We start from the raw sequence: 21,896 nt of genomic DNA on the forward strand, positions 1-21,896 counted from the left end.
CGTTCTGCCGACGCGGACGGCGCCCGGTGCCGGGGCAGAGCAAAAAGCTACCGCTCAGTAATTTTCTGTTGTACGGTGCCGCCATGGCACAGGCAGTACAGGCAACCATCGGGGACAGCGAGTTCGACCGCGACACCGCTGTCACCCTGCGCGCACCGGGCGTCTACGACGCGGAGCTCTCAGCGGGCTGGACGATCATCCGCGCCGTCAACGGCGGCTACCTGCTGGCCCTGCTCGGCCGTGCGCTCGGTGACGCCCTGCCGCACCCCGACCCGTTCACGGTCTCGGCGCACTACCTCACGGCGTCGCACCCGGGCCCCGCTGTGATCCGCACCGAGGTCGTACGCAGCGGTCGCACCCTCTCCACCGGACAGGCCTCGCTGTTCCAGTACGCGGAGGACGGCACGGAGGTCGAGCGCATCCGTGTCCTCGCCTCGTACGGAGACCTGGACGCGCTGCCCGACGACGTGCGCACGTCGGCGAAGCCGCCCGTCATGCCGGCATTCCAGGACTGCCTCGGCCCGTCCGACGGCCCCGCGCCGAAGATCCCCGGCAGCTCGGCGATCACGGAACGCCTGAACATCAAGCTCGACCCGGCGACCGTCGGATGGGCCGTCGGTGCCCCCTCCGGCAAGGGTGAGATGCGCGGCTGGTTCGGCCTCGCCGACGGCCGTGACGCGGACCCGTTCTCGCTGCTGCTCACTGTCGACGCGCTGCCGCCGACCTCGTTCGAGCTGGGCCTGCCGGGCTGGACGCCGACGGTCGAACTCACCACGCACATCCGCTGCCGCCCGGCCCCCGGGCCGCTCCGGGTCTCCATCACGACCCGCAACCTGGCCGGCGGATTCCTGGAGGAGGACGCGGAGGTCTGGGACAGTGCGGACCGTCTGGTGGCTCAGTCGCGCCAACTGGCGAAGGCGCCGCGCGGCTGAGGCCGGTCGCGGTTGAGGCTGAACCTTCATTCTCTTGCGGTTATATAACCCGCGAAGTATGTTCGGGGTATGCCCATACCGTTCGACGTGCTCGCGGAGCCGAGCAGGCGCAGGATTCTCGATCTGCTCCTGGAGCGTCCGCACCTGGTCGGTGAGCTCACCGGCCGGCTCGGCCTGAGCCAGCCCGGCACCTCCAAGCATCTGCGGGTGCTGCGGGAGGCCGGTCTGGTCCGGGTCCGCCAGGACGCCCAGCGCCGCTGGTACGAGCTGACGCCCGAGCCCCTCGCGGAACTCGACGCCTGGCTCGCGCACTACCGCCATCTGTGGGCGGGGAGTCTCGACGCGCTCGAACGGCATCTCGACGCCATGGAGGACGACTCCTCATGAACCCGCACTCCGACACCCTCACCACGGCGGACGGGCGCACCGCGCTCCGGATGGAGCGCCGGCTCGCGCATCCGCCGCAGCGGGTCTGGGACGCGATCACCCAACCCGCCCACCTCGCCCAGTGGTTCCCGTCCGAGGTGTCCGTGGAGCTCAGGCCCGGAGGGGCGATGGGCTTCTCCTTCCCCGGTGCCGGCGAGCCGGGGATGACAGGCACCGTGACGGAGGCCGAGGAGCCGCGTGTCTTCGCCTTCACCTGGGGCGAGGACCATCTGCGCTGGGAGATCACCCCGGAGGGCGAGGGCTCGCTGCTCACCCTCGTCCACACCTTCGGCGACCGCTTCGGCGCGGCGAGCTTCGCGTCCGGCTGGCATCTGTGCATCACAGCGCTGGAGCAGCTGCTGGACGGCGAGAAGGTGGACGTCGGCCGCGACAGGGGCGAACTGCACGAGGCGTATCTGGAGCAGTTCGACCTGGGGCGGGGCATCGTCGAGTACTCCGCCGACGGATGGCGGATCCGCTTCGAACGGCAGCTGGTGCGGCCCGCGGAGACGGTCTGGGCGGAACTGACCGCAGGCACGGAGGTGTTGGAGGGTGCGCCGGTCCCGGCGGGCTTCACGGCCCCCAAGACCCCACCGGGCCCGGTCACCGAGGTACGGCGACCGGCCCTGCTCGCCTACGCCTTGGACCCGGAGGGCGAGGTCCGCTGGCAACTCGCCGAGGGCACGGGCCACGGCCCCCGCCTGATCCTGACCCAGACCGGCCCGCGGGACATGGACGTGGATGACCTGCTGGCCTCCTGGCACACCCGCCTCACCCACCTGGCGGCGCGCCTGCTGGAAGGGTAGGGGCGGGTGAGTGGGGGGCACATCCCGTTACGCGGCGCGGCCCAGCCACGATGCCAGTCGGCCGTACGCGTCCGCCCCCTCCGGTGCCTCCTGGACCGCCGCGAACGGGACGCCCTCGCCGCGGCTGTCCGCCGGCAGGACCTGCTGGGCGATCGGGAGGATGACCTTGGCCAACTCCTCGTCCAGGGCCATCGGGTGGCCCAGTGCCTGCGACAGGTCCCAGGTGTGGGTCAGCGTCTCCATTACATAGCCACCCACCGCTGCCGCGCCCGGCAGCTCCGCAGCCCACGGGACCGCGACCAGGCGGGACAGCTTCGCATCGTCCGCCCACGCCGCCGTGAAGCGTCGCCTCGCCTCCTCGTACACCGTGGTCCAGCCGTCGTCCGCGACGCCGTCCACCCGTGCCGGCACCGACAGGCCGTCGCCGCCCTCGCCGATGGTCGCGATCCGGTGCGTACCGCCGACGACATGGGACAGCAGCGCCCGTACATCGAACTCCGTACACGGCGTCGGGTCGCCGAGCCGCTCCGGCGTCACGGTCTTCAGCAGGCTCGCGAACTGGTCGGCCGCGCGCTCGTACAGGGGGCGGGGGTCGTTCATGGTGTCCATCTCCTCAATTGCCGGTCTCGATGACGAGGCACACCCTGCCCGGATAACCTGACATCCACCGTCAAGTTTTCCGGAGACCCTCAGACCCGTGAAATCCGACCGGCTGCTCTCGATCCTGCTGCTCCTCCAGACCCGCGGCCTCGTCCCGGCCGCCGAACTCGCCGAGCGGCTCGAAGTCTCCGTACGCACCATCTACCGCGATATCGAGGCGCTCTCGTCCTCCGGCGTCCCCGTCTACGCCGAGCGCGGGCGGCACGGCGGCATCGCGCTGCTGCCCGGCTTCCGTACCGACGTCACCGGGCTGACCGCCGACGAGTCCCGTGCCCTCTTCGTCCTCGCCGCCCAGGGCGCCCACTCCGCACTCGGCCTCGACGAGGCGCTCGGCTCCGCACTGCGCAAGGTCATGGCCGCGCTGCCCGAACCACACCGGCCCGCCGCCGAGTTGACGAGCCGGCGGATCCTGGTCGACCCGGCCCGCTGGATGCGCGTACCGCAGCCGGCCGTCGATCTGGACGTGCTGAACTCCGCCGTGTTCACCGACCGTCGGCTGCGGCTGCGCTACCGGCACAGCGGGACGACCGAACCACGGACGTACACGCTCGATCCGTACGGACTCGTCGTCAAGGCGGGCGTCTGGTACCTGGTCGCCGATCACCGGGCAGCCCCCCGGCTCTTCCGCGCGGACCGGGTGCTCGCCGCCACCCTCACCGACGCTCCGGTCCGGCGGCGCCCCGGCCAGGAACTGGCGGACGTCTGGCAGGTGTTGCGCCGTCAGGTCGAGGACCGCCCGGCGGACGTACGGGTGACGGCGCTGGTGAGGACCGACCGGCTGGACATGTTCCTGCGCATACAGGCCAGTCAGCTCACCGCGGAGCCTCAGGTCGCCGGTGAGTGGGCGCGCGTGGAGCTCGCACTGCCGACCGCGATGGCGGCCCGCGCGCTGCTGGCCTTCGGCGAGAGCGTGGAGGTGCTGTCTCCGCCGGAGGCGCGGGAAGAGCTGGCCCGCGCGGCGGCGGCCGTGGTCGAGTTGTACGGAAGCGATTCCGGCAGGCCCGGCACGCTGCCCGTCGGGCCCGTCAGTCCAGCCAGTGGCGCCGGCCGAGGCTCACCAGACGCAGCTGACGGCGGGCCACCGAGCTGACCTGCTCCTCGCCCTCGGGACCGGCCTCCAGGAATGTGTACGCCGTCATCACCATGTGGTCGACATAGACACCCGCGAGCATCCGCAGATCGGCCTCGCTCCATCCGGCCGACTCCGGCTCGCGGGCGAAGGCCGCCGCCACTTCGTCGGCGAACCGGCGCAGTTGTGCGCCAATGGCCTCGCGTACGGGCTGTACACCGCCGTGCCGCTCGCGGGCGATGAAGCGGACATGGGCTGGTGACCTGCGGACGAGACCGGCGATCAGCGCGACGGTCCGGTCGATACGTACATCGTCACCGGTCTCGGCGAGCGCCTCGCCGATCATGGCGTGCAGGCTGCCGAGCGCCTCCTCGACGAGCGCGACGCCGAGGTCGGCCGTGTCCCTGAAGTGCCGGTAGAACGCCGTCGGCGCCACACCCACGGCCCGCGTCACCTCACGCAGTCCGAGGCTGCTCAGACTCTGCTCCTCGAGGAGCTGCAGCGCGGCGTCCAGGAGGGCCTGACGGGTCTTCTGTTTCTGGGCCTGACGGATCCCGACGGTGTGACTCATAGCATTCAGTAAACAACCGTTCTCTCGATAAGGGAAGTGTAGACTCGAGAGTCAGTGAACAGTCGTACCGACAAGTGTTCACCCAGAATTGGGAAGGAAGACAATGATCGCCATCGTCGCAGCGCTTCTCCTCCTGGGAATCATGCTGGGCGCCGTGGCCCAACTCCCGCTCTCCGTCACCTTCGTGGCCTGCTCCGTCATCGGCGCATGGCTGCTCGTCTTCGCCGTGCGCGAGCGTCGCGCCCGGAACCACTGACCCGGAAGGAGCCGAACCACCATGCAACTCACCGCCAGCGCACGCACCGCACGAACTTCACGCACCGCACGCGGCGCCCGCACCGAGAGCACCGCCGGGGATGCCACCGTCCGGAACGCCACTCGGCCCGAGACCCGGCCGGAGTCCGAAACCCGGCCGGAGGCGCAGCCCGGGACCCGGCGCGACGCCGACGGCATGGCCGTCGCCGCCTTCATCCTCGGCCTCGTCGGCCTGCTCGTGATGAACATCCTGCTCGGCCCGATCGCCGTCGTACTGGCCGCAATCGCCCTCCGGCGGGGCACCACCCGCCGCTTCCGCGCCCTGCTCGGACTCGCACTCGGACTGGCCGACCTGGCTGTTCTCGCCGTACTCGTCACCGTGAACGGAACCGTCGTCTGGGGCTTCGGAGGCTGACGCCGGCAGCCGCGGACAGCCGGGAAAGCGGAGCCCGCACGCCCGTGCACCCCTGCGCCGCGTCCGCGCCCCCGCCAGGCCTCGTAGAATCGTGGCCACCATGGCTTACCTCGACCACGCTGCGACCACTCCGATGCTGCCGGAAGCCGTCGAGGCGATGACCGCGCAGCTCACCGTCACCGGCAACGCCTCCGCGCTGCACGCCGCCGGGCGCCGGGCCCGCCGCGCCGTCGAGGAGGCCCGCGAGACCCTCGCCGAGGCGCTCGGCGCACGGCCCAGCGAGGTGGTCTTCACCTCCGGCGGCACAGAGGCCGACAACCTCGCCGTAAAGGGCCTGTACTGGTCGAGACGCGACGCCGACCCGGCCAGGACTCGCGTACTGGCCAGCCCCGTCGAGCACCACGCCGTCCTCGACGCCGTCGACTGGCTCGGCGAGCACGAGGGCGCGACGGTCGAGTTCCTGCCGGTCGACGCGTACGGGCGGGTGCACCCCGAAGCGCTGCGCCAGGCCATCGCGCGCAATCCCGACGATGTCGCGCTCGCCACCGTGATGTGGGCCAACAACGAGATCGGCACCGTCATGCCGGTGACCGAACTCTCCGCCGTGGCAAAGGAGTTCGGCGTCCCGCTGCACGCCGACGCGGTCCAGGCCTTCGGTCAGCTCGAAGTGGACTTCGCCGCATCGGGCCTCGCCGCCATGACCGTCTCCGGACACAAGATCGGCGGCCCGTACGGCATCGGCGCGCTGCTGCTCGGCCGCGAGTACAGCCCAGTCCCCGTCCTGCACGGCGGCGGCCAGGAGCGCCATGTACGCTCCGGCACCCTGGACGCCCCCGCCATCGCCTCCTTCGCCGTGGCCGGCCGCCTCGCCGCCGAGCGGCGTGAGGACTTCGCCCACGAGATCGGCTCGCTGCGCGACGAGCTGGTCCGGGCCGTCCGTACGGCAGTCCCGGACGCGATCCTCGGCGGCGACCCGGACGACCGCCTCCCCGCCAACGCCCACTTCACCTTCCCCGGCTGCGAGGGCGACTCCCTGCTGCTGCTCCTGGACGCCCAGGGCATCCAGTGCTCCACGGGATCCGCGTGCACGGCCGGCGTCGCCCAGCCCAGCCATGTCCTCCTCGCCATCGGCACCGACCCGGACCTGGCCCGCGGCACGCTGCGCTTCAGCCTCGGCCACACCTCCACCAAGGCGGATGTGGACGCGGTCGCGGAAGCAATCGGCCCGGCGGTGGAACGGGCCCGTACGGCCGGCCTGGTCTGATCCCGGACGCGCACAGCCCGCCCACAGGGGTTACCGTGCCGCCGCCCGCGCGTCCCCCACCAGCCTTATGTACCGGTCCCAGTCCCAGTGCGGCCCAGGATCCGTATGGTCCGTTCCCGGCACCTCCACATGCCCGATGATGTGCTCGCGGTCCACCGGGATCCCGTACCGCCCGCAGATCCCCGCCGTCAGCTTTGCCGACGACCGGTACATCGCGTCCGTGAAATCGGCCGGCCGGTCCACGAAGCCCTCGTGCTCTATGCCGACACTGCGTTCGTTGTACGAGCGGTTCCCGGAGTGGAAGGCAACATCCAGCTCGCGGACCATCTGCGCCACATGCCCGTCCTTGCGTACGACATAGTGCGTCGCGGCTTCGTGCCCAGGATCCTTGAAGGCCTTGAGCGCCGACGGATAGCTGCCCTGGACGACATGGATGACCACGCGGTCGATGGAGTAGTCGTCGGGCCGGTCCGCGAGCCGCCAGTTCGCCCGGGAGGCGGCCGTCCACTCCGCGCCCGCATAGTCGATCGCACCCTCCTTGCGCGCCCTCGTGATCCCCGGCACCCGCCACCAGATGCGCTTCAGCTCGTCCTTGGCCAGCACGCCCGTCCCCAGCACCACGACCCCGCCGCCGATCAGCACGGCCCGCCTGCTCACGGGCCGCTTACCGCCGTCGTCGCCGCGCTTCGATTCACTCCCCATGCGATCACCAACGCATACTCGCGAGCTTTCGGTTCCCCGGGCCCCTTACCCTGGTAGGGCTATGACTCCTCAGACTTCCCAGCGCCCCCTCCGAGTGCTCGCCGCCATGTCGGGCGGCGTGGACTCCGCCGTCGCCGCCGCCCGTGCCGCCGAGGCCGGACACGATGTCACCGGTGTGCACCTCGCGCTCTCCGCGAACCCGCAGTCCTTCCGCACGGGTGCGCGCGGCTGCTGCACCATCGAGGACTCGCGCGACGCCCGCCGCGCCGCGGACGTCATCGGCATCCCCTTCTACGTGTGGGATCTCGCCGAGCGCTTCCGCGAGGACGTGGTGGAGGACTTCATCGCGGAGTACGAGGCCGGCCGCACCCCCAACCCCTGTCTGCGCTGCAACGAGAAGATCAAGTTCGCGGCACTGCTCGACAAGGCGCTCGCGCTCGGTTTCGACGCCGTGTGCACCGGTCACTACGCCACGGTCGTGACGGGCGAGGACGGCAGCCGCGAGCTGCACCGCGCCAGCGACATGGCCAAGGACCAGTCGTACGTCCTCGGCGTCCTCGACGAGCGGCAGCTGGCGCACGCCATGTTCCCGCTCGGCGACACCCTCACCACCAAGGGCGAGATCCGCGCGGAGGCCGAGCGCAGGGGACTCGCGGTCGCCAAGAAGCCCGACAGCCACGACATCTGCTTCATCGCGGACGGCGACACCCAGGGCTTCCTCGCCTCGCGCCTCGGCACGGCGGAGGGCGACATCGTCGACGAGTCGGGCGAGAAGCTGGGCAGCCACGACGGAGCCTTCGGCTTCACGATCGGCCAGCGCAAGGGCCTGCGCATCGGCCACCCGGCCCCGGACGGCAAGCCGCGCTACGTCCTCGACATCTCTCCCGTGAACAACACGGTGACGGTCGGCCCGGTCGAGGCACTGGATGTCGACGCCCTGACCGCCATCAAGCCCCGCTGGTGCGGCACGGCTCCGGAGGGCCCGGGCACGTACACCGCTCAGCTGCGCGCGCACGGCGGCGAGACGTCAGTGACCGCCGAGCTCGTCGACGGCACGCTGAATGTGAGCTTCGCCGAGCCGGTACGTGGTGTGGCGCCCGGCCAGGCGATCGTGCTGTACGACGGCACGCGGGTGGTCGGCTCCGCGACCATCGCGACGACCGGGCGGGCGGCCGCGCAGGTCGCCTGATCCTGCGCCGAGTGGTCAGTCCCGGCGCCAGGCTGTCGGTCCCGGCTCCAGCCCTCGGTCCCGGAGCCAGACTGCCGGTCCAGGCTCCGGCGGCCCTCGGTCCCGGCGCCGGCCGGTCAGCCCTGGCTCCGGCCCTCACCGGCGAAGAAGTCCGCCAGTAGCGGGGCCAGCACCTGCGGCGCCACCTCATGCGTCTGCCCGGTCAGCGTGTGGTGCCGGCCCCGTGGCAGGCACTCGGACACCGCGCGTGCCGCGGCCCGCAGCCAGCCGGGGCTCGCGCCACCGTCGACAACCACCACGCGCTGGGCGATCGTACGCAGCTGCTCGACCGGCACCTGACCGTTGCCCATGATCTCGTGGTCGTAGGGGAGGGTGTGCGCCACCGCTTCCCTCTCGGCCCACATCGGCGTCTGCCGCATCCCTGCGACCGCCGCCGGCGGCATCCCGGTCTCCGTCAGGAAGAGGGCGAGCGCATCGCCGGGCCGCCCCTGCTCCACCAGCTCACGCAGCCTGGCGACGTAGGCGGCGGGCTCCTCGCGGCTCGCCGGATCCGCCGTGAACGGTGGCTCGTACACCGAGAGTTGAGTGATCGGCAGTCCGGCGGCCGCCGCCTTCAGAGCAAGCGCCGCGCCCGAGGAGATGGCGTGCGCACAGGCGCTGCCACCCGCCGCGGCGAGCACGGCGGCGAGATCCTCGATCTCGCGCTCCACCGCGTACGGAGCGGTGTCACCGCTCGCGCCCCGGCCTCGCCGGTCAAAGGTGAACACACTGAACTGCGAGGCGAGCAGCGCGGCCAGCGGCGCGTCCGTCGCCGCCGTGCACAGCGCACCGCCGATCAGAACCACCGGCGGCCCGGCGCCCCGCTGCTCGTACGCGATGAGCGTGCCGTCACTCGACGTGGCCTTGTGCAGCGTTCTGCTCGAGTTGTCCATGAGACTGCTGACCGCCCCGCTCGGCGGGACTCATCGCTCGCCCGCAAGATTCTTCTGTCAGGCCTCGACGACCTCCGTGTCGTAGAAGCAGAAATGCCCCTTGATCTGCGCCACTTCGTCTTTGGGCTCGGGATACTCCCACACCAGGTCCTGCGCGTCCGGCAGCGACCAGTAGGAGGCCGTTCCCTTGAACGGGCAGTACGTGTGGGTCTCCGAGGGCTTCAGCAGGTCGGTGCGTACGTCCTCCGGGGGGAGGTAGTAGCGCACGGGGCAGCCCGTCTCGCGCAGGACGAGCGGGCGACGGCTCTCCCCGAGAACTTCGTCGCCGCGCGCTACGCGTACGTGAACCGTGCCCTGCTCGATGGTGATCGTGTGTCCAGCCATACATGGCACAGCGTCGCCAGGGCCCGAGTTCTTCCCCGTACCGTGATCCCATGAATATCTGTGTCTTCCTCTCCGCCGCCGACCTCGACGACCGCTACACCCGGCCCGCCCGCGAATTCGCCGAGCTGGTCGGCAAGGGAGACCACACCCTGGTGTGGGGCGGGTCCGAGTGCGGACTGATGAAGGTCGTCGCGGACGGTGTCCAGCAGGCGGGCGGGCGGCTGGTCGGCGTCTCGGTCGACTTCCTCGGGGCGAAGGCCCGTACGAACGCCGACGAGATGGTGATCGCCAAGGACCTCGCCGAGCGCAAGGCGCTGATGCTCGCCAAGGCCGACGCGATCGTGATCATGGTCGGCGGTACGGGGACGCTGGACGAGGCCACCGAGATCCTGGAGCTGAAGAAGCACGGCAAGCACACCAAGCCGGTGGTGCTGCTGAACACCGCGGGCTTCTACGACGGGCTGAAGCAGCAGTTCCGGCGGATGGAGGACGAAGGCTTTCTGCCGCTTCCGCTGACCGACCTGGTGTTCTTCGCGGAGGACGGGGTCTCGGCGCTCGCCTACCTGGAGGAGTCGGTGGGCGTGCAGTAGTGCGAGCATGTCCCGTATGGGCACACATCTGATCACCGGGGCAGGCTCGGGCATCGGCGCGGCGGTCGCGCGCCGACTGCACGGACGCGGCGACGAACTCGTACTCCTGGCGCGTGACGCCGGCCGCGCCAAAGAGCTCGCGGGCCGCTATCCCGGGTCCCGTACGCTCGTCGCCGATCTCGCGGACCCGGACCGCATCTCCAGGTCGCTCGGCATGCAGCCGATGCCGGACCGCCTGGACTCCCTGCTGCACATCGCGGGCGTCGTCGACCTCGGCCCGATCGCGGAACTCCGCCCCACGACCTGGCACCAGCAGCTCAACGCCAATCTGATCTCCCCGGCCGAGCTGACCCGGCTGTTCCTGCCCCAACTCAGGGCAGCCAAGGGCCATGTTCTCTTCGTCAACTCGGGCGCGGGCCTCAACGCCCATGCGGAATGGGGCGCCTACGCCGCGTCCAAGCACGGTCTGAAGGCGCTCGCCGACTCGCTGCGCCACGAGGAGCACAGCAATGGCGTACGCGTGACCTCCGTCTATCCGGGGCGTACCGCCAGCCCCATGCAGGCCAAGGTGCACTCGCAGGAGGGCAAGGAGTACGACGAGTCCCGCTGGATCAGCCCGGAGTCGGTCGCGACGACGATCCTCACCGCGATCGATCTGCCGCGCGACGCGGAGATCAACGACGTGACGGTGCGGCCCGGGCGCTGAGGACGCTCGCGCCGGGCCCCCGACGGGAGCGGCGCGTACCCTTCCCGAGTGAGCGACAAGAACAACTTCCCCTGGGGCCCCGCCACCGGCATCGGATCCATGCCCGGCGGCGACGCACGCGAGGCCGCGAAGACCGTCGCCGGTTCCTTCGAGGACTTTCCCTATCTGGCCGAGCTGCCCGCCCGCGGGCCCGGCGCCGACATGATCGGGCGGACCATCGGGCTGCTCGTCGAGATGTACGCGCACGTCGAGCCCAGCGGCTGGCGGATCAGCGACCGGCCGGGGCGCGACACCCGCCGGGCCCGCTCCTGGCTCGGCGAGGACCTCGACGCGCTGGAGGAGTACACCCAGGGCTACGAGGGCCCGCTGAAGGTGCAGGCGGTGGGGCCGTGGACGCTCGCCGCCGCGCTGGAGCTGCGGGGCGGCGAGGCCGCGCTCGGCGATCCCGGCGCCGTGCGCGATCTGACGGCCTCGCTCGCGGAGGGGCTGCGCGGCCATCTCGCCGAGGTGCGCCGCCGGGTGCCGGGCGCGCGCGTGGTGCTGCAGCTCGACGAGCCGTCGCTCACCGCCGTGCTGCGCGGACAGATCAGGACCGCCAGCGGGTATCGCACACACCGGGCGGTCGACCGCCAGATCGTCGAGAGCGCGCTGCGGGACGTGATCGGGGTGAGCGAGGATCCCGTCGCCGTCCATTCCTGCGCTCCGGACGTGCCGTTCGCGCTGCTGCGCCGGGCCGGGTTCGCGGGCGTCTCATTCGATTTCGGGCTGCTAACCGAGCGTGACGAGGAAGAGATCGGCGAGGCGGTGGAAGGCGGTACGAAGCTCTTCGCGGGCGTCGTACCGTCCACCGACGCCGCATTGTCAGACCCTGCCGGTAGCGTCATGGGTGTCAGGACGTTGTGGCGCAGGCTGGGGCTGAATCCGGGGACTCTCAGCGAGTCCGTGGTGATCACCCCGTCGTGCGGTCTCGCGGGTGCCTCACCGGCGTACGCGCGCGCCGCGCTCGCCCACTGCGTCCGGGCCGCGAGATCGCTCGCAGACAACCCTGAGTAACGGGAGGACGAGACGGTGGCTGTCGAACAGCAAGGGTCTGTGCCCGCCGAGGCACGGGAGAAGCATGCCCAGCTGGCCGAGCAGGTCGAAGAGCACCGCTTCCGGTACTACGTGAACGCCCAACCGGTCATCAGCGACGCCGAGTTCGACAAGCTGCTGCGCGGGCTGGAGGCGCTGGAGGACCAGTATCCGGAGCTGCGTACGCCCGACTCGCCGACCCAGAAGGTCGCCGGGCAGTACGAGACGGAGTTCAGCGCGGTCGCGCACCGCGAGCGGATGCTCTCCCTCGACAACGCCTTCGACGAGGAGGAGCTCACCGCCTGGGCCGAGCGCATCGCGCGTGATCTCGGCTCGCAGGAGTACCACTTCCTGTGCGAGCTCAAGGTGGACGGCCTCGCCGTGAACCTGACGTACGAGAAGGGCCGGCTGACCCGGGCGGCGACCCGGGGCGACGGCCGCGTCGGCGAGGACATCACTCCCAATGTCCGCACGATCGCGGACATCCCGGACCGGTTGCAGGGTGACCGCATCCCGGATCTCGTGGAGATCCGTGGCGAGGTCTACTTCCCGATGGAGAAGTTCGAGGAGCTCAACGCCCGCCTGGTCGAAGCCGGCGACAAGCCCTTCGCCAACCCGCGCAATGCCGCGGCGGGTTCGCTGCGCCAGAAGGACCCGAGGGTCACGGCGACCCGTCCGCTGCGCATGGTCGTGCACGGCATCGGCGCGCGCGAGGGCTTTGACATCGACCGCCTGTCGCAGGCCTACGACCTGCTGAGCGAGTGGGGCCTGCCCACCGCCCGGCACAACAAGGTCGTGGACTCGCTGGAGGATGTACGGGAGTTCATCGCCTACTTCGGCGAGCACCGCCACTCGGTGGAGCACGAGATCGACGGTGTGGTCGTCAAGCTCGACGAGATCCCGCTCCAGGGGCGGCTCGGCTCCACCTCGCGCGCGCCACGCTGGGCGATCGCGTGGAAGTACGCGCCGGAGGAGGTCAACACCAAGCTGGTCAACATCCGCGTGGGCGTCGGCCGCACCGGGCGCGTCACGCCGTATGCGCAGGTGGAGCCGGTCACGGTCGCGGGCTCCGAGGTCGAGTTCGCCACCCTGCACAACCAGGACGTGGTCAAGGCCAAGGGCGTGCTGATCGGCGACACAGTGGTGCTGCGCAAGGCCGGCGACGTCATTCCGGAAATCCTCGGTCCGGTCGTGGATCTGCGGGACGGCAGCGAGCGTGAGTTCGTGATGCCGTCCGAGTGCCCCGAGTGCGGGACGGCGCTGCGGCCGATGAAGGAGGGCGACGTGGATCTGCGCTGCCCCAACGCCCGCTCCTGCCCGGCCCAGTTGCGTGAACGTCTCTTCTATCTGGCCGGCCGCAAGTCGCTGGACATCGAGAACTTCGGCTATGTGGCGGCGGCCGCGCTCACCAAGCCGCTGGAGCCGCCCACACCGCCGCTGACCGACGAGGGCGAGCTGTTCGACCTCACCATCGAGCAGCTGCTGCCCATCAAGGCGTATGTCCTGGACCAGGACAGCGGACTGCCCAAGCGTGACCCGAAGACCGGCGAGGAGAAGGTCGCCATGATCTTCGCCAACAAGGAGCGCGAGCCGAAGAAGAACGCCCTGGCGATGCTGGAGAACATCGCCGCGGCCAAGGAGCGACCGCTGGCCCGGATCATCACGGGCCTGTCCATCCGTCATGTCGGACCGGTCGCGGCCGAGGCGCTGGCCCGGGAGTTCCGGTCGATCGAGCGGATCGAGCAGGCCACCGAGGAGGAGCTGGCGGCGGTTGACGGGGTGGGCGACATCATCGCGGCCTCGGTCAAGCAGTGGTTCGCGGAGGACTGGCACCGCGAGATCCTGCGCAAGTGGCGCGCTGCGGGCGTTCGTATGGAGGAAGAGGGCGCGGGGGAGGACGAAGGGCCGCGTCCGCTCGAGGGACTCACCGTTGTCGTCACCGGCACGCTGCAGAACTACACGAGGGATGGCGCAAAAGAGGCCCTCCAGAGCCTCGGAGCGAAAGTGGCCGGTTCCGTTTCCAAGAAAACGGCGTTCGTGGTGGTCGGTGACAACCCGGGTTCGAAGTACGACAAGGCAATGCAGTTGAAGGTGCCGGTGCTGGACGAGGAAGGCTTCGCCGTTCTGCTCGAACAGGGGCCCGATGCAGCTCGTGAGGCCGCTGTGCCTGCAGAGGCGTAACGGAGGGGGCGTGCGCGGGGCTTGGGAGGGGCTTGCGCGGAGGTCCTTTGGGGGCGCGCGGGGCTGGATTCGGACGCGAAAACGGGACCCGGAACACCAGGTACAGGTCACCCGTTCAGCGCATACCAGATGGTTAAGGGTGGCCGGGTCGCATTCGGGCAAGAGCTGTAGAGCGCTGCCCGTCCGAGCCTCCTGCGGCCTACTGTTGAGATGTGCGCCTGTCGTGCACGGCTGCGGGGTGGGATTTCAGTCGTGGTGGCATGACTACGGGAGCCATCGCGAGGCATCGGCACCGCCGGCTGTGAGAGGGACGGGAATGAAACCGACCGAGAGCGCCGCCCCGGTCTCACGGCCGCGTGGATTCGCGGCCCTTGCAGGAATGACATCCGGGCTGCCCGTCATCGTCATGGTGATCGCCGCCGCCGTACTCGTCACCGGGATCGTACGGACCGTGCAGGAGGGCCATGCGCTCTTCCCCTCGTCCACGGTGGGCTGGTCGCTCGCCGTCCTCACCGGGATCATCGTCGGCCATCTGGTCGCGCTCGGCCGCGACCGCTGGTGGGGCGGCACCGGCTCCGGCGCCGCACTCACTCTCGCCGTCCTCCTGCTCTTCGGCTGGGTGCCCGCCGGCCTGGTCAGCCTTGCCGTCGTCGCACTGGTCGGCGCCGCCCGCAGGCACCGCTGGCGACAGGGCGTACTGCACGGCTCCGTGGACCTGTTGGGGATCGGCGCGGCCGCGCTCGTCCTCGCCGCCTTCGGCGTTGCGCCCAGCGTGGAGCGGCCCTGGCTGCCCCTGGACTGGGGCGTCGAGGCCGTGCCCGAAGTGATCCTGGCGGCCACCGCCTATCTCGCTGTCACCCGACTGCTCCTCTGGTATGTGCTGGTCCCGCAGGGCGGCGGGCTGCCCACCGTCGCCCGTACGGCCCTGCTCAGGCAGGGTCTTGTCGCAGTCGCTCTCCTCGGCATCGCGCCGCTGATCTGTGTGGTCGCCACCGCCCTGCCGCTCCTGCTGCCCCTGTTCGCCGTACCGCTGATCGCTCTGGACTCCACGCTCTGGATCGCGCGGGCCAGAGCCGAGGAGCAGCTGCGCGACCCGCTGACCGGGCTGCCCAACCGTCAGTGGCTGCTGGAGCGGACCTGGGCCGCCCTGGAGGACGCCGAGGGCAGCGGCGCACGATCCGCTCTCGTACTGATCGACCTCGACCGTTTCCGGTCGGTCAATGACACACTCGGCCATCTCGCGGGCGACCGGCTGCTCCTCCAGATAGCTGATCGGCTGCGACTGGCTCTGCCGCGAGGGGCCGAGGCGGCCCGGCTCGGCGGCGACGAGTTCGCCGTACTGCTTCCGACGGCCGACTCCACCACCAGCGCCACCCGCATCGCCCGCCATCTGGTGGCCGAGCTGTCATCGCCACTGGACCTGGACGGACTCACGCTCGTTCTGGAGGCGAGCGCCGGCGTCGCCGTCTTCCCCGACCACGCGCTGGACGCGGAGGGCCTGCTGCGGCGCGCGGACGTGGCGATGTACCAGGCGAAGCGGGACCGTACGGGCGTCGAGGTGTACGAGTCCAAGCGTGACTCCAACACTCCCGACCGGCTCGGTCTGCTCGGCGATCTGCGCCGGGCGCTGGACGCCGGCGACGTGGAGCTCCACTATCAGCCCAAGGTCGGCTTCGACGGCCATGTCGCGGGCCTTGAGGCGCTGGTCCGTTGGGTCCACCCGGAGCGCGGCCGAGTACCTCCGGACGAGTTCATCGCCATCGCCGAGTCCTCGGGCCTGATGCCGTATCTGACGGAGTACGTCCTCGACACGGCCCTCGCCCAGGTCGCCAGATGGCGCGCGCAGGGTCTGGACGTCCCGGTGGCGGTCAATGTCTCGCCGCGCGACGTCCACACCCCCGGGTTCGCCGGGCTGGTCGCCGCCCGCCTCGCCCGCCACGGCGTCCCGCCGGGCTCGCTCCAGCTGGAGATCACGGAGCACGTACTCCTCGAGGACCCGCAGCGCGCCGCCGACACCCTCGCCGGGCTGACCGACCACGGGGTGAAGATGTCGCTGGACGACTTCGGCACCGGCTACTCCTCACTCGTCCACCTGCGTCGCCTGCCGGTGAGCGAGCTCAAGATCGACCGGTCCTTCGTCGCCCGGCTCGCCGTCGACAACGAGGACGCGGCGATCGTCCGCTGCACCGTCGACCTCGCCCACTCGCTGGGCCTGCTGGTGGTCGCCGAGGGCGTCGAGGACGACGAGACCTGGGAGCGGCTGCGCGATCTGGGCTGCGACGCCGTACAGGGCTGGCTGGTCGCGGCCGCGATGCCGCCGCAGGAGACCACCGCATGGCTGCGGGCCAGGGGCGAGCGCGGCTGGCACCGCCCGGCGGAGCTGCCCGCCGCATCGGATGCCGACGAGCCGTCCAGCCAGGTCGTCCCCTGACGGTGCCGGCGGTCGGGTGGTCGGGGCGCGCATCGCTGCCGGTCCGAGGCCGGTGCGTGGCGGCCCGAGGCGGCCCGGGGGTGGCCGGGGCGGAGTCCCGTGGGCAAACCGTTTAGTGGGCAGCGGCCCGCGCCCCATAGGATTGGGCTCAAAGCACACACTCTCACCCCTGAGGATCGCTGCATGCCTGGCATTACGCGCGAGGAGGTCGCCCACCTCGCCCGGCTGGCGCGTCTGGAGCTGAAGGCCGAAGAGCTCGACCACTTCGCCGGACAGCTCGACGACATCATCGGCGCGGTCGCCCGCGTTTCCGAGGTCGCCGACCAAGACGTACCCCCGACCTCCCACCCGCTGCCGCTGACCAACGTCATGCGCGCGGACCAGGTCCGTCCCTCGCTCACCCCCGAGCAGGCGCTCTCCTGCGCCCCGGCCCAGGAGCAGCAGCGTTTCAAGGTGCCGCAGATTCTGGGGGAGGACTAATCACCATGACGGCCATCAACAAAATCGAGAGCTGTATCAAGCTCACCGCCGCCGAGATCGCCGCGAAGATCGCCGCAGGCGAGCTCACGGCCGTCGAGGTCACCGAGGCCCACCTGGCCCGGATCGAGGCCGTCGACGAGAAGGTGCACGCCTTCCTGCACATCGACCGCGAGGGTGCGCTTGCGCAGGCCCGCGCCGTCGACGCCAAGCGTGAGGCCGGCGAGAAGCTCGGCCCGCTGGCCGGTGTGCCGCTGGCGCTGAAGGACATCTTCACCACCGAGGGCATCCCGACGACGGTCGGCTCCAAGATCCTCGAGGGCTGGATCCCGCCGTACGACGCGACGCTGACCAAGAGGCTCAAGGCAGCCGACGTCGTCATCCTCGGCAAGACCAACATGGACGAGTTCGCCATGGGGTCCTCGACCGAGAACAGCGCCTACGGGCCGACGGGCAACCCCTGGGACCTGACCCGTATCCCCGGCGGTTCGGGTGGCGGCTCCAGCGCCGCCCTCGCCTCCTACCAGGCCCCGCTCGCCATCGGCACGGACACCGGCGGCTCCATCCGCCAGCCCGCCGCCGTCACCGGCACGGTCGGCGTCAAGCCCACCTACGGCGCGGTCTCCCGCTACGGCATGGTCGCCTTCTCGTCCTCCCTCGACCAGGGCGGCCCCTGTGCCCGTACGGTCCTGGACGCGGCGCTCCTGCACGAGATCATCGCCGGTCACGACGAGCTCGACTCGACGTCCATCGACGCGCCGGTCCCGCCGGTCGTCGAGGCCGCGCGCAACGGCTCCGTGGCCGGGATGCGCGTCGGCGTGGTCAAGCAGTTCTCCGGCGAGGGCTATCAGGCCGGCGTCGTCCAGCGCTTCAACGAGTCGGTCGAGCTGCTGAAGTCGCTCGGGGCCGAGATCGTCGAGCTGGACTGCCCGTCCTTCGACCTGGCCCTGTCGGCGTACTACCTGATCGCGCCGTCCGAGTGCTCCTCCAACCTCGCCCGCTTCGACGCCATGCGTTACGGCCTGCGGGTCGGCGACGACGGCACGAAGTCCGCCGAGGAGGTCACCGCGCTGACCCGTGAGGCCGGCTTCGGCGACGAGGTCAAGCGCCGGATCATGCTGGGCACGTACGCGCTCAGTTCCGGCTACTACGACGCGTACTACGGTTCCGCCCAGAAGGTGCGGACACTGATCACCCGGGACTTCGAGAAGGCCTTCGAGCAGGTCGACGTGATTGTTTCGCCGACCACGCCCACCACCGCCTTCCCGATCGGCGAGCGCGCCGACGACCCGATGGCCATGTACCTCGCCGACCTGTGCACCATCCCGACCAACCTGGCCGGAAACGCGGCGATGTCGCTGCCCTGCGGTCTCGCGCCGGAGGACGGCCTGCCGGTCGGTCTGCAGATCATCGCCCCTGCCATGAAGGACGACCGCCTTTACAAGGTCGGCGCCGCGGTCGAGGCCGCCTTCGTGGAAAAGTGGGGACACCCGCTGCTCGAGGAGGCACCGTCGCTGTGAGCGCAATGACCAAGGCCAAGGGCTTCAAGAAGTCCAAGACCGGTACGTATCTGTCGATCGGCACCACCGCCTTCGGCGCGATCAGCGTCATCAAGCAGGCCAAGAAGGCCCGCTTCGAGGGCGACACGCTCCGGCTGATCGATGCCGCCGTATCCGCCGCCGCCATCGTCACCGGCCTGGCCCTGCTCTACCGCGAGCTGAAGCGCCTGGGCGACGACGACGTCCTGCTGGGCTGAGAGGGAAAGTTTCACCGTGACCGTCACTGAACTGGTGTCGTACGAGGACGCCCTCGCTGCCTACGACCCCGTCATGGGCCTCGAGGTCCATGTCGAACTCGGCACCAAGACCAAGATGTTCTGCGGCTGCTCGACCGAGCTGGGCGCTGAGCCCAACTCGCAGACCTGCCCGACCTGTCTGGGTATGCCCGGCTCGCTCCCGGTCGTCAACGCGATCGGCGTCGAGTCGGCCATCAAGATCGGCCTCGCGCTCAACTGCGAGATCGCCGAGTGGTGCCGCTTCGCCCGGAAGAACTACTTCTATCCGGACATGCCGAAGAACTTCCAGACCTCGCAGTACGACGAGCCGATCGCCTTCAACGGCTATCTGGACGTCCAGCTGGAGGACGGCGAGGTCTTCCGCGTGCAGATCGAGCGCGCCCACATGGAGGAGGACACCGGCAAGTCGACGCACGTCGGCGGCGCCACCGGCCGTATCCACGGCGCGTCCCACTCCCTGCTGGATTACAACCGCGCCGGCATCCCGTTGATCGAGATCGTCACCAAGCCGATCGAGGGCGCGGGCGAGCGTGCGCCGGAGGTCGCCAAGGCGTACGTCGCCGAGTTGCGCGAGCTCATCAAGGCGCTCGACGTCTCCGAGGCCCGGATGGAGATGGGCCAGATGCGGTGCGACGTGAACCTGTCGCTGCGCCCGCACGGCCGGGAGAAGTTCGGCACGCGCTCCGAGACGAAGAACGTCAACTCGCTGCGCAGCGTCGAGCGTGCGGCCCGCTTCGAGATCCAGCGGCACGCCGCGGTCCTGAACAGCGGCGGCACGATCATCCAGGAGACCCGTCACTTCCACGAGGAGGACGGCTCCACGACGTCCGGCCGCGTGAAGGAAGAGGCCGAGGACTACCGGTACTTCCCGGAGCCCGACCTGGTGCCGATCGCCCCGCCCCGTGAGTGGGTCGAGGAGCTGCGGGGGACGCTGCCCGAGCTGCCGCGTGTACGCCGTAACCGGCTGCGCGAGGACTGGGGCATCTCCGAGCACGATATGCAGTCGATCCTCAACGCCGGCGCGGTCGACCTGATCGTCGCCACGATCGACGCGGGCGCGGATGCGGCTGCTGCGCGCAAGTGGTGGATGGGCGAGCTGGCCCGACGCGCCAACGAGGAAGGCGCGGACCTGGCATCGCTGGCGATCACGCCGGAGCAGGTCGCCCGGGTCGCGCAGCTCGTCGCGTCCGGTGACCTCAACGACAAGCTGGCCCGCCAGGTCATCGAGGGCGTACTCGCCGGCGAGGGCGGCCCGGACGAGGTCGTCGACAAGCGCGGCCTCAAGGTCGTCTCGGACGAGGGCGCGCTCGGCGCGGCCGTCGACGAGGCGATCGCGGGCAACGCGGCGATCGCGGACAAGATCCGCGGCGGCAAGGTCGCGGCGGTCGGCGCGCTGGTCGGCGCGGTCATGAAGACCACCCGCGGCCAGGCGGACGCGGCGCGCGTCAAGGAGCTGATCCTGCAGAAGCTCGGCGTCGAGGGCTGACGGCCTGCATCCGCAGCCTGGAGGCGCGGCTCGCACCACACGGTGCGGGCCGCGTCTCGCGTGGAGGGCGGTCCGAGTGCGGCGGCAGGCGTGCGTGTGCCGACGTCCGTGCCCGCGCCCGTGTCCCGGCGCAAGGCCTGCCCGAGTCCCGGCCGCAAGGCCTGCCCGTGCCGCGACCTGCTTGTGTCCCGTCTCCGGGGGCGACACCGGCTCGGGCGTGCACTCCTGGCCCTACGTGCGCGACGCCCACGCTCGTGTCCCGGCGCCCGTGGTTCGTGTCCCGGCGCCCGTGGTTCGTGTCCCGGCGCGCGTGCCGCAGCGCCTGCCGGTGCCGCAGCGCCCGGCCGGGTCCCCGCCCGGGCTCCGCCCGTCCCGTCAGTGACGTATGCCCAAGCCCGGCAGCCACAGTTCGCCGCGGTCCTTGCAGCTGACATCCCGGGCCCGAAGCTCCTCCGGCTCCTTCGTGCCGCGTGCCCGCAGTTCAGTGATCGCCAGGCGAGCCACCGCGGCCACCTCTCCGCGCTCCGGTTCCGCGAAGTCCGCCTGCCACCAGCCGCGGTCGCGGGAGTGCCAGCCGCGCGAGCGCATCAGCCGGTCGCGCTCCGGGCTGTCCTCGCCGTCCCGGTCGTCGACCGAGACATGCAGCCCGTCCTCCAGGGCGTACGAAATCAGCAGCTGGCGGCCGCGGTCCGCTCCGCTGGTCACGCTGAAGCTCGCCCAGTCCTCGCCGACCTGTACGGCGAGCTGCTCCACCCAGGCCGCGAGCAGCAACGCCAGCGCGGTCTCGAAGTGCTCGAGGCTGGACGCCATCCGGCCGCCCGGCCGCTCGATCGGGCGCTCGCCAGGGCCGCTGCGGTCCAGCTGCCAGATGTAGGGCAGGAAATCGAAGTCGTGCGGCTCGTCCGCCGACCAGGCGCCGCCCCACTCGAAGGTCCTGCGCTCCTCGTTCTCCAAGGTGTCGGTGTTGTGGACCGAAAGCTGCGCCCGCCGGCGGTCCCCGGTGAGCACCACCAGCCTTCTGCTGTCCCGCCACCGGACGTTGGGACCCTCCGCCGAACCTCCGTAGAGCGTCGGCTCCCCGATCCGGGCCACGATCGTGTCGTACACCTCCCGGAACGCCTCCCGCCGGTCCCTCAGCGACGCGCCCGGGTCGTACGCGAGCACCTGAACGGGGGGCTGGTCGAAGTGCGGATCGGGCGCGTCATGGAGCATCAGGGCGAGCTCTGCGGCACCGCCGGGTGACAGGATCGGCTGGTTGGTCCCCGTGTATTCCATGCCGCCATCGTGCCAGCCGCTACCGACAACACTCCTGTGGTCTTGGGGACATGAGGGCGCGGGGATCGAGGTCGTGGCCGAAAGTCGCCGGGTTCGGGGGTCTCGAGCCGGGCACCGGACCGGGACACGCGGCCGGACATCGAACCTGGCACGGTACTGGATGACGCGGGCCGCCCGCCCAACACGGCAGCCTCTCTCCAGCCGCTCCCGGACCCCGGCTTGGACTCTTCGTACGGGCTCTTGGACGTTCACCGACACGATGTCCCTGGGACTTCCCCA

23 protein-coding genes are annotated in these 21,896 nt (G+C 70.6%); 17 read left to right on the forward strand and 6 right to left on the reverse strand.

Annotation, left to right across the window (positions count from 1 at the left end):
* Window positions 1–83 precede the first annotated feature (83 nt).
* The 3 genes from ACFYXH_RS19500 to ACFYXH_RS19510 all read left to right on the forward strand — a co-directional run bounded on the left by ACFYXH_RS19500 (window position 84) and on the right by ACFYXH_RS19510 (window position 2,164).
* The gene (locus tag ACFYXH_RS19500) at window positions 84–932 is read left to right on the forward strand and encodes a thioesterase family protein (RefSeq protein ID WP_389564240.1); all 849 of its coding nucleotides are present in this window, start codon (window positions 84–86) and stop codon (window positions 930–932) included.
* Between the two features lie 69 nt (window positions 933–1,001).
* Window positions 1,002–1,319 carry an ArsR/SmtB family transcription factor gene (locus ACFYXH_RS19505; RefSeq protein WP_389564242.1) on the forward strand — a complete coding sequence of 106 codons (318 nt, stop codon included), beginning with the start codon at window positions 1,002–1,004 and terminating at the stop codon, window positions 1,317–1,319.
* Window positions 1,316–2,164, forward strand: a complete 849-nt coding sequence (locus ACFYXH_RS19510) for an SRPBCC family protein (RefSeq protein WP_389564245.1) — start codon at window positions 1,316–1,318, stop codon at window positions 2,162–2,164. The genes ACFYXH_RS19505 and ACFYXH_RS19510 overlap by 4 nt, the downstream gene beginning before the upstream one ends.
* 27 nt (window positions 2,165–2,191) lie before the next feature.
* On the opposite strand, the gene ACFYXH_RS19515 is transcribed toward ACFYXH_RS19510, so the two are convergent.
* A complete protein-coding gene (locus ACFYXH_RS19515; protein WP_389564248.1) occupies window positions 2,192–2,764 on the reverse strand; it encodes a TIGR03086 family metal-binding protein in 573 nt (190 codons plus the stop codon).
* 97 nt (window positions 2,765–2,861) lie between these two features.
* On the opposite strand from ACFYXH_RS19515, the gene ACFYXH_RS19520 reads away from it, so the two are divergent.
* Window positions 2,862–3,914: a helix-turn-helix transcriptional regulator gene (locus ACFYXH_RS19520; protein ID WP_389564251.1), complete on the forward strand. Its 1,053-nt coding sequence runs from the start codon at window positions 2,862–2,864 to the stop codon at window positions 3,912–3,914.
* Here the strand turns inward: ACFYXH_RS19520 and ACFYXH_RS19525 are convergent.
* A complete protein-coding gene (locus ACFYXH_RS19525; protein WP_389564254.1) occupies window positions 3,850–4,464 on the reverse strand; it encodes a TetR family transcriptional regulator in 615 nt (204 codons plus the stop codon). The genes ACFYXH_RS19520 and ACFYXH_RS19525 overlap by 65 nt on opposite strands.
* Window positions 4,465–4,567: 103 nt before the next feature.
* On the opposite strand from ACFYXH_RS19525, the gene ACFYXH_RS19530 reads away from it, so the two are divergent.
* The 3 genes from ACFYXH_RS19530 (at window position 4,568) to ACFYXH_RS19540 (ending at window position 6,398) form a co-directional block, all read left to right on the forward strand.
* Window positions 4,568–4,720 carry a hypothetical protein gene (locus ACFYXH_RS19530; protein WP_327326229.1) on the forward strand — a complete coding sequence of 51 codons (153 nt, stop codon included), beginning with the start codon at window positions 4,568–4,570 and terminating at the stop codon, window positions 4,718–4,720.
* Between the two features lie 21 nt (window positions 4,721–4,741).
* Window positions 4,742–5,134 carry a hypothetical protein gene (locus tag ACFYXH_RS19535; protein ID WP_389564256.1) on the forward strand — a complete coding sequence of 131 codons (393 nt, stop codon included), beginning with the start codon at window positions 4,742–4,744 and terminating at the stop codon, window positions 5,132–5,134.
* 100 nt (window positions 5,135–5,234) lie between these two features.
* The gene (locus tag ACFYXH_RS19540; RefSeq protein ID WP_389564259.1) at window positions 5,235–6,398 is read left to right on the forward strand and encodes a cysteine desulfurase family protein; all 1,164 of its coding nucleotides are present in this window, start codon (window positions 5,235–5,237) and stop codon (window positions 6,396–6,398) included.
* 30 nt (window positions 6,399–6,428) lie between these two features.
* Here the strand turns inward: ACFYXH_RS19540 and ACFYXH_RS19545 are convergent, their stop codons facing one another.
* Window positions 6,429–7,100 (reverse strand): N-acetylmuramoyl-L-alanine amidase, encoded by a 672-nt coding sequence (locus ACFYXH_RS19545; RefSeq protein ID WP_389564261.1) that lies wholly within the window; start codon window positions 7,098–7,100, stop codon window positions 6,429–6,431.
* Between the two features lie 61 nt (window positions 7,101–7,161).
* On the opposite strand from ACFYXH_RS19545, the gene mnmA reads away from it, so the two are divergent.
* Window positions 7,162–8,289 carry a tRNA 2-thiouridine(34) synthase MnmA gene (gene mnmA / locus ACFYXH_RS19550; RefSeq protein ID WP_389564263.1) on the forward strand — a complete coding sequence of 376 codons (1,128 nt, stop codon included), beginning with the start codon at window positions 7,162–7,164 and terminating at the stop codon, window positions 8,287–8,289.
* A 116-nt stretch (window positions 8,290–8,405) separates the two neighbouring features.
* On the opposite strand, the gene ACFYXH_RS19555 is transcribed toward mnmA, so the two are convergent.
* Both ACFYXH_RS19555 and ACFYXH_RS19560 read right to left on the reverse strand, forming a co-directional pair.
* Window positions 8,406–9,221: an alpha/beta fold hydrolase gene (locus tag ACFYXH_RS19555; RefSeq protein ID WP_389564266.1), complete on the reverse strand. Its 816-nt coding sequence runs from the start codon at window positions 9,219–9,221 to the stop codon at window positions 8,406–8,408.
* Between the two features lie 57 nt (window positions 9,222–9,278).
* On the reverse strand, window positions 9,279–9,605 hold the full coding sequence (locus tag ACFYXH_RS19560; protein WP_389564268.1) for a DUF427 domain-containing protein: 327 nt from the start codon (window positions 9,603–9,605) through the stop codon (window positions 9,279–9,281).
* A 50-nt stretch (window positions 9,606–9,655) separates the two neighbouring features.
* Here ACFYXH_RS19560 and ACFYXH_RS19565 point away from each other — a divergent pair, with 50 nt between their 5' ends.
* From ACFYXH_RS19565 to gatB, 9 genes are all read left to right on the forward strand, one after another.
* Window positions 9,656–10,195 (forward strand): TIGR00730 family Rossman fold protein, encoded by a 540-nt coding sequence (locus tag ACFYXH_RS19565; protein ID WP_389564271.1) that lies wholly within the window; start codon window positions 9,656–9,658, stop codon window positions 10,193–10,195.
* A gap of 7 nt (window positions 10,196–10,202) precedes the next feature.
* The gene (locus ACFYXH_RS19570; protein ID WP_362680391.1) at window positions 10,203–10,901 is read left to right on the forward strand and encodes an SDR family oxidoreductase; all 699 of its coding nucleotides are present in this window, start codon (window positions 10,203–10,205) and stop codon (window positions 10,899–10,901) included.
* Between the two features lie 48 nt (window positions 10,902–10,949).
* On the forward strand, window positions 10,950–11,954 hold the full coding sequence (locus tag ACFYXH_RS19575) for a methionine synthase (protein ID WP_389564273.1): 1,005 nt from the start codon (window positions 10,950–10,952) through the stop codon (window positions 11,952–11,954).
* A 15-nt stretch (window positions 11,955–11,969) separates the two neighbouring features.
* Window positions 11,970–14,153, forward strand: a complete 2,184-nt coding sequence (gene ligA, locus ACFYXH_RS19580) for an NAD-dependent DNA ligase LigA (RefSeq protein WP_389564275.1) — start codon at window positions 11,970–11,972, stop codon at window positions 14,151–14,153.
* 316 nt (window positions 14,154–14,469) lie between these two features.
* Window positions 14,470–16,584 carry a putative bifunctional diguanylate cyclase/phosphodiesterase gene (locus tag ACFYXH_RS19585; protein WP_389564277.1) on the forward strand — a complete coding sequence of 705 codons (2,115 nt, stop codon included), beginning with the start codon at window positions 14,470–14,472 and terminating at the stop codon, window positions 16,582–16,584.
* Window positions 16,585–16,767: 183 nt separating this feature from the next.
* Window positions 16,768–17,064, forward strand: a complete 297-nt coding sequence (gene gatC / locus ACFYXH_RS19590; RefSeq protein WP_327326241.1) for an Asp-tRNA(Asn)/Glu-tRNA(Gln) amidotransferase subunit GatC — start codon at window positions 16,768–16,770, stop codon at window positions 17,062–17,064.
* A 5-nt stretch (window positions 17,065–17,069) separates the two neighbouring features.
* On the forward strand, window positions 17,070–18,581 hold the full coding sequence (gene gatA, locus ACFYXH_RS19595) for an Asp-tRNA(Asn)/Glu-tRNA(Gln) amidotransferase subunit GatA (protein WP_389564280.1): 1,512 nt from the start codon (window positions 17,070–17,072) through the stop codon (window positions 18,579–18,581).
* Between the two features lie 5 nt (window positions 18,582–18,586).
* Window positions 18,587–18,817 carry a hypothetical protein gene (locus ACFYXH_RS19600; protein WP_389564755.1) on the forward strand — a complete coding sequence of 77 codons (231 nt, stop codon included), beginning with the start codon at window positions 18,587–18,589 and terminating at the stop codon, window positions 18,815–18,817.
* A gap of 16 nt (window positions 18,818–18,833) precedes the next feature.
* Window positions 18,834–20,342, forward strand: a complete 1,509-nt coding sequence (gatB, locus tag ACFYXH_RS19605; RefSeq protein ID WP_389564283.1) for an Asp-tRNA(Asn)/Glu-tRNA(Gln) amidotransferase subunit GatB — start codon at window positions 18,834–18,836, stop codon at window positions 20,340–20,342.
* Between the two features lie 375 nt (window positions 20,343–20,717).
* Here gatB and ACFYXH_RS19610 read toward each other — a convergent pair whose 3' ends face one another.
* Window positions 20,718–21,617, reverse strand: a complete 900-nt coding sequence (locus ACFYXH_RS19610; protein WP_389564286.1) for a hypothetical protein — start codon at window positions 21,615–21,617, stop codon at window positions 20,718–20,720.
* Window positions 21,618–21,896 lie beyond the last annotated feature (279 nt).

Source organism: Streptomyces sp. NPDC002730, from assembly GCF_042888805.1.
Classification (GTDB): domain Bacteria; phylum Actinomycetota; class Actinomycetes; order Streptomycetales; family Streptomycetaceae; genus Streptomyces.

What these genes read in the sequence shown, in the direction of transcription:
- ACFYXH_RS19500 (WP_389564240.1), top strand. Translation starts at nt 84, where the DNA reads ATGGCACAGGCAGTACAGGCAACCATCGGGGACAGCGAGTTCGACCGC.
- ACFYXH_RS19505 (WP_389564242.1), top strand. Translation starts at nt 1,002, where the DNA reads ATGCCCATACCGTTCGACGTGCTCGCGGAGCCGAGCAGGCGCAGGATT.
- ACFYXH_RS19510 (WP_389564245.1), top strand. Translation starts at nt 1,316, where the DNA reads ATGAACCCGCACTCCGACACCCTCACCACGGCGGACGGGCGCACCGCG.
- ACFYXH_RS19515 (WP_389564248.1), bottom strand. Translation starts at nt 2,764, where the DNA reads ATGAACGACCCCCGCCCCCTGTACGAGCGCGCGGCCGACCAGTTCGCG.
- ACFYXH_RS19525 (WP_389564254.1), bottom strand. Translation starts at nt 4,464, where the DNA reads ATGAGTCACACCGTCGGGATCCGTCAGGCCCAGAAACAGAAGACCCGT.
- ACFYXH_RS19530 (WP_327326229.1), top strand. Translation starts at nt 4,568, where the DNA reads ATGATCGCCATCGTCGCAGCGCTTCTCCTCCTGGGAATCATGCTGGGC.
- ACFYXH_RS19535 (WP_389564256.1), top strand. Translation starts at nt 4,742, where the DNA reads ATGCAACTCACCGCCAGCGCACGCACCGCACGAACTTCACGCACCGCA.
- ACFYXH_RS19540 (WP_389564259.1), top strand. Translation starts at nt 5,235, where the DNA reads ATGGCTTACCTCGACCACGCTGCGACCACTCCGATGCTGCCGGAAGCC.
- ACFYXH_RS19545 (WP_389564261.1), bottom strand. Translation starts at nt 7,100, where the DNA reads ATGGGGAGTGAATCGAAGCGCGGCGACGACGGCGGTAAGCGGCCCGTG.
- mnmA (WP_389564263.1), top strand. Translation starts at nt 7,162, where the DNA reads ATGACTCCTCAGACTTCCCAGCGCCCCCTCCGAGTGCTCGCCGCCATG.
- ACFYXH_RS19555 (WP_389564266.1), bottom strand. Translation starts at nt 9,221, where the DNA reads ATGGACAACTCGAGCAGAACGCTGCACAAGGCCACGTCGAGTGACGGC.
- ACFYXH_RS19560 (WP_389564268.1), bottom strand. Translation starts at nt 9,605, where the DNA reads ATGGCTGGACACACGATCACCATCGAGCAGGGCACGGTTCACGTACGC.
- ACFYXH_RS19565 (WP_389564271.1), top strand. Translation starts at nt 9,656, where the DNA reads ATGAATATCTGTGTCTTCCTCTCCGCCGCCGACCTCGACGACCGCTAC.
- ACFYXH_RS19570 (WP_362680391.1), top strand. Translation starts at nt 10,203, where the DNA reads ATGTCCCGTATGGGCACACATCTGATCACCGGGGCAGGCTCGGGCATC.
- ACFYXH_RS19585 (WP_389564277.1), top strand. Translation starts at nt 14,470, where the DNA reads ATGAAACCGACCGAGAGCGCCGCCCCGGTCTCACGGCCGCGTGGATTC.
- gatC (WP_327326241.1), top strand. Translation starts at nt 16,768, where the DNA reads ATGCCTGGCATTACGCGCGAGGAGGTCGCCCACCTCGCCCGGCTGGCG.
- gatA (WP_389564280.1), top strand. Translation starts at nt 17,070, where the DNA reads ATGACGGCCATCAACAAAATCGAGAGCTGTATCAAGCTCACCGCCGCC.
- ACFYXH_RS19600 (WP_389564755.1), top strand. Translation starts at nt 18,587, where the DNA reads ATGACCAAGGCCAAGGGCTTCAAGAAGTCCAAGACCGGTACGTATCTG.
- ACFYXH_RS19610 (WP_389564286.1), bottom strand. Translation starts at nt 21,617, where the DNA reads ATGGAATACACGGGGACCAACCAGCCGATCCTGTCACCCGGCGGTGCC.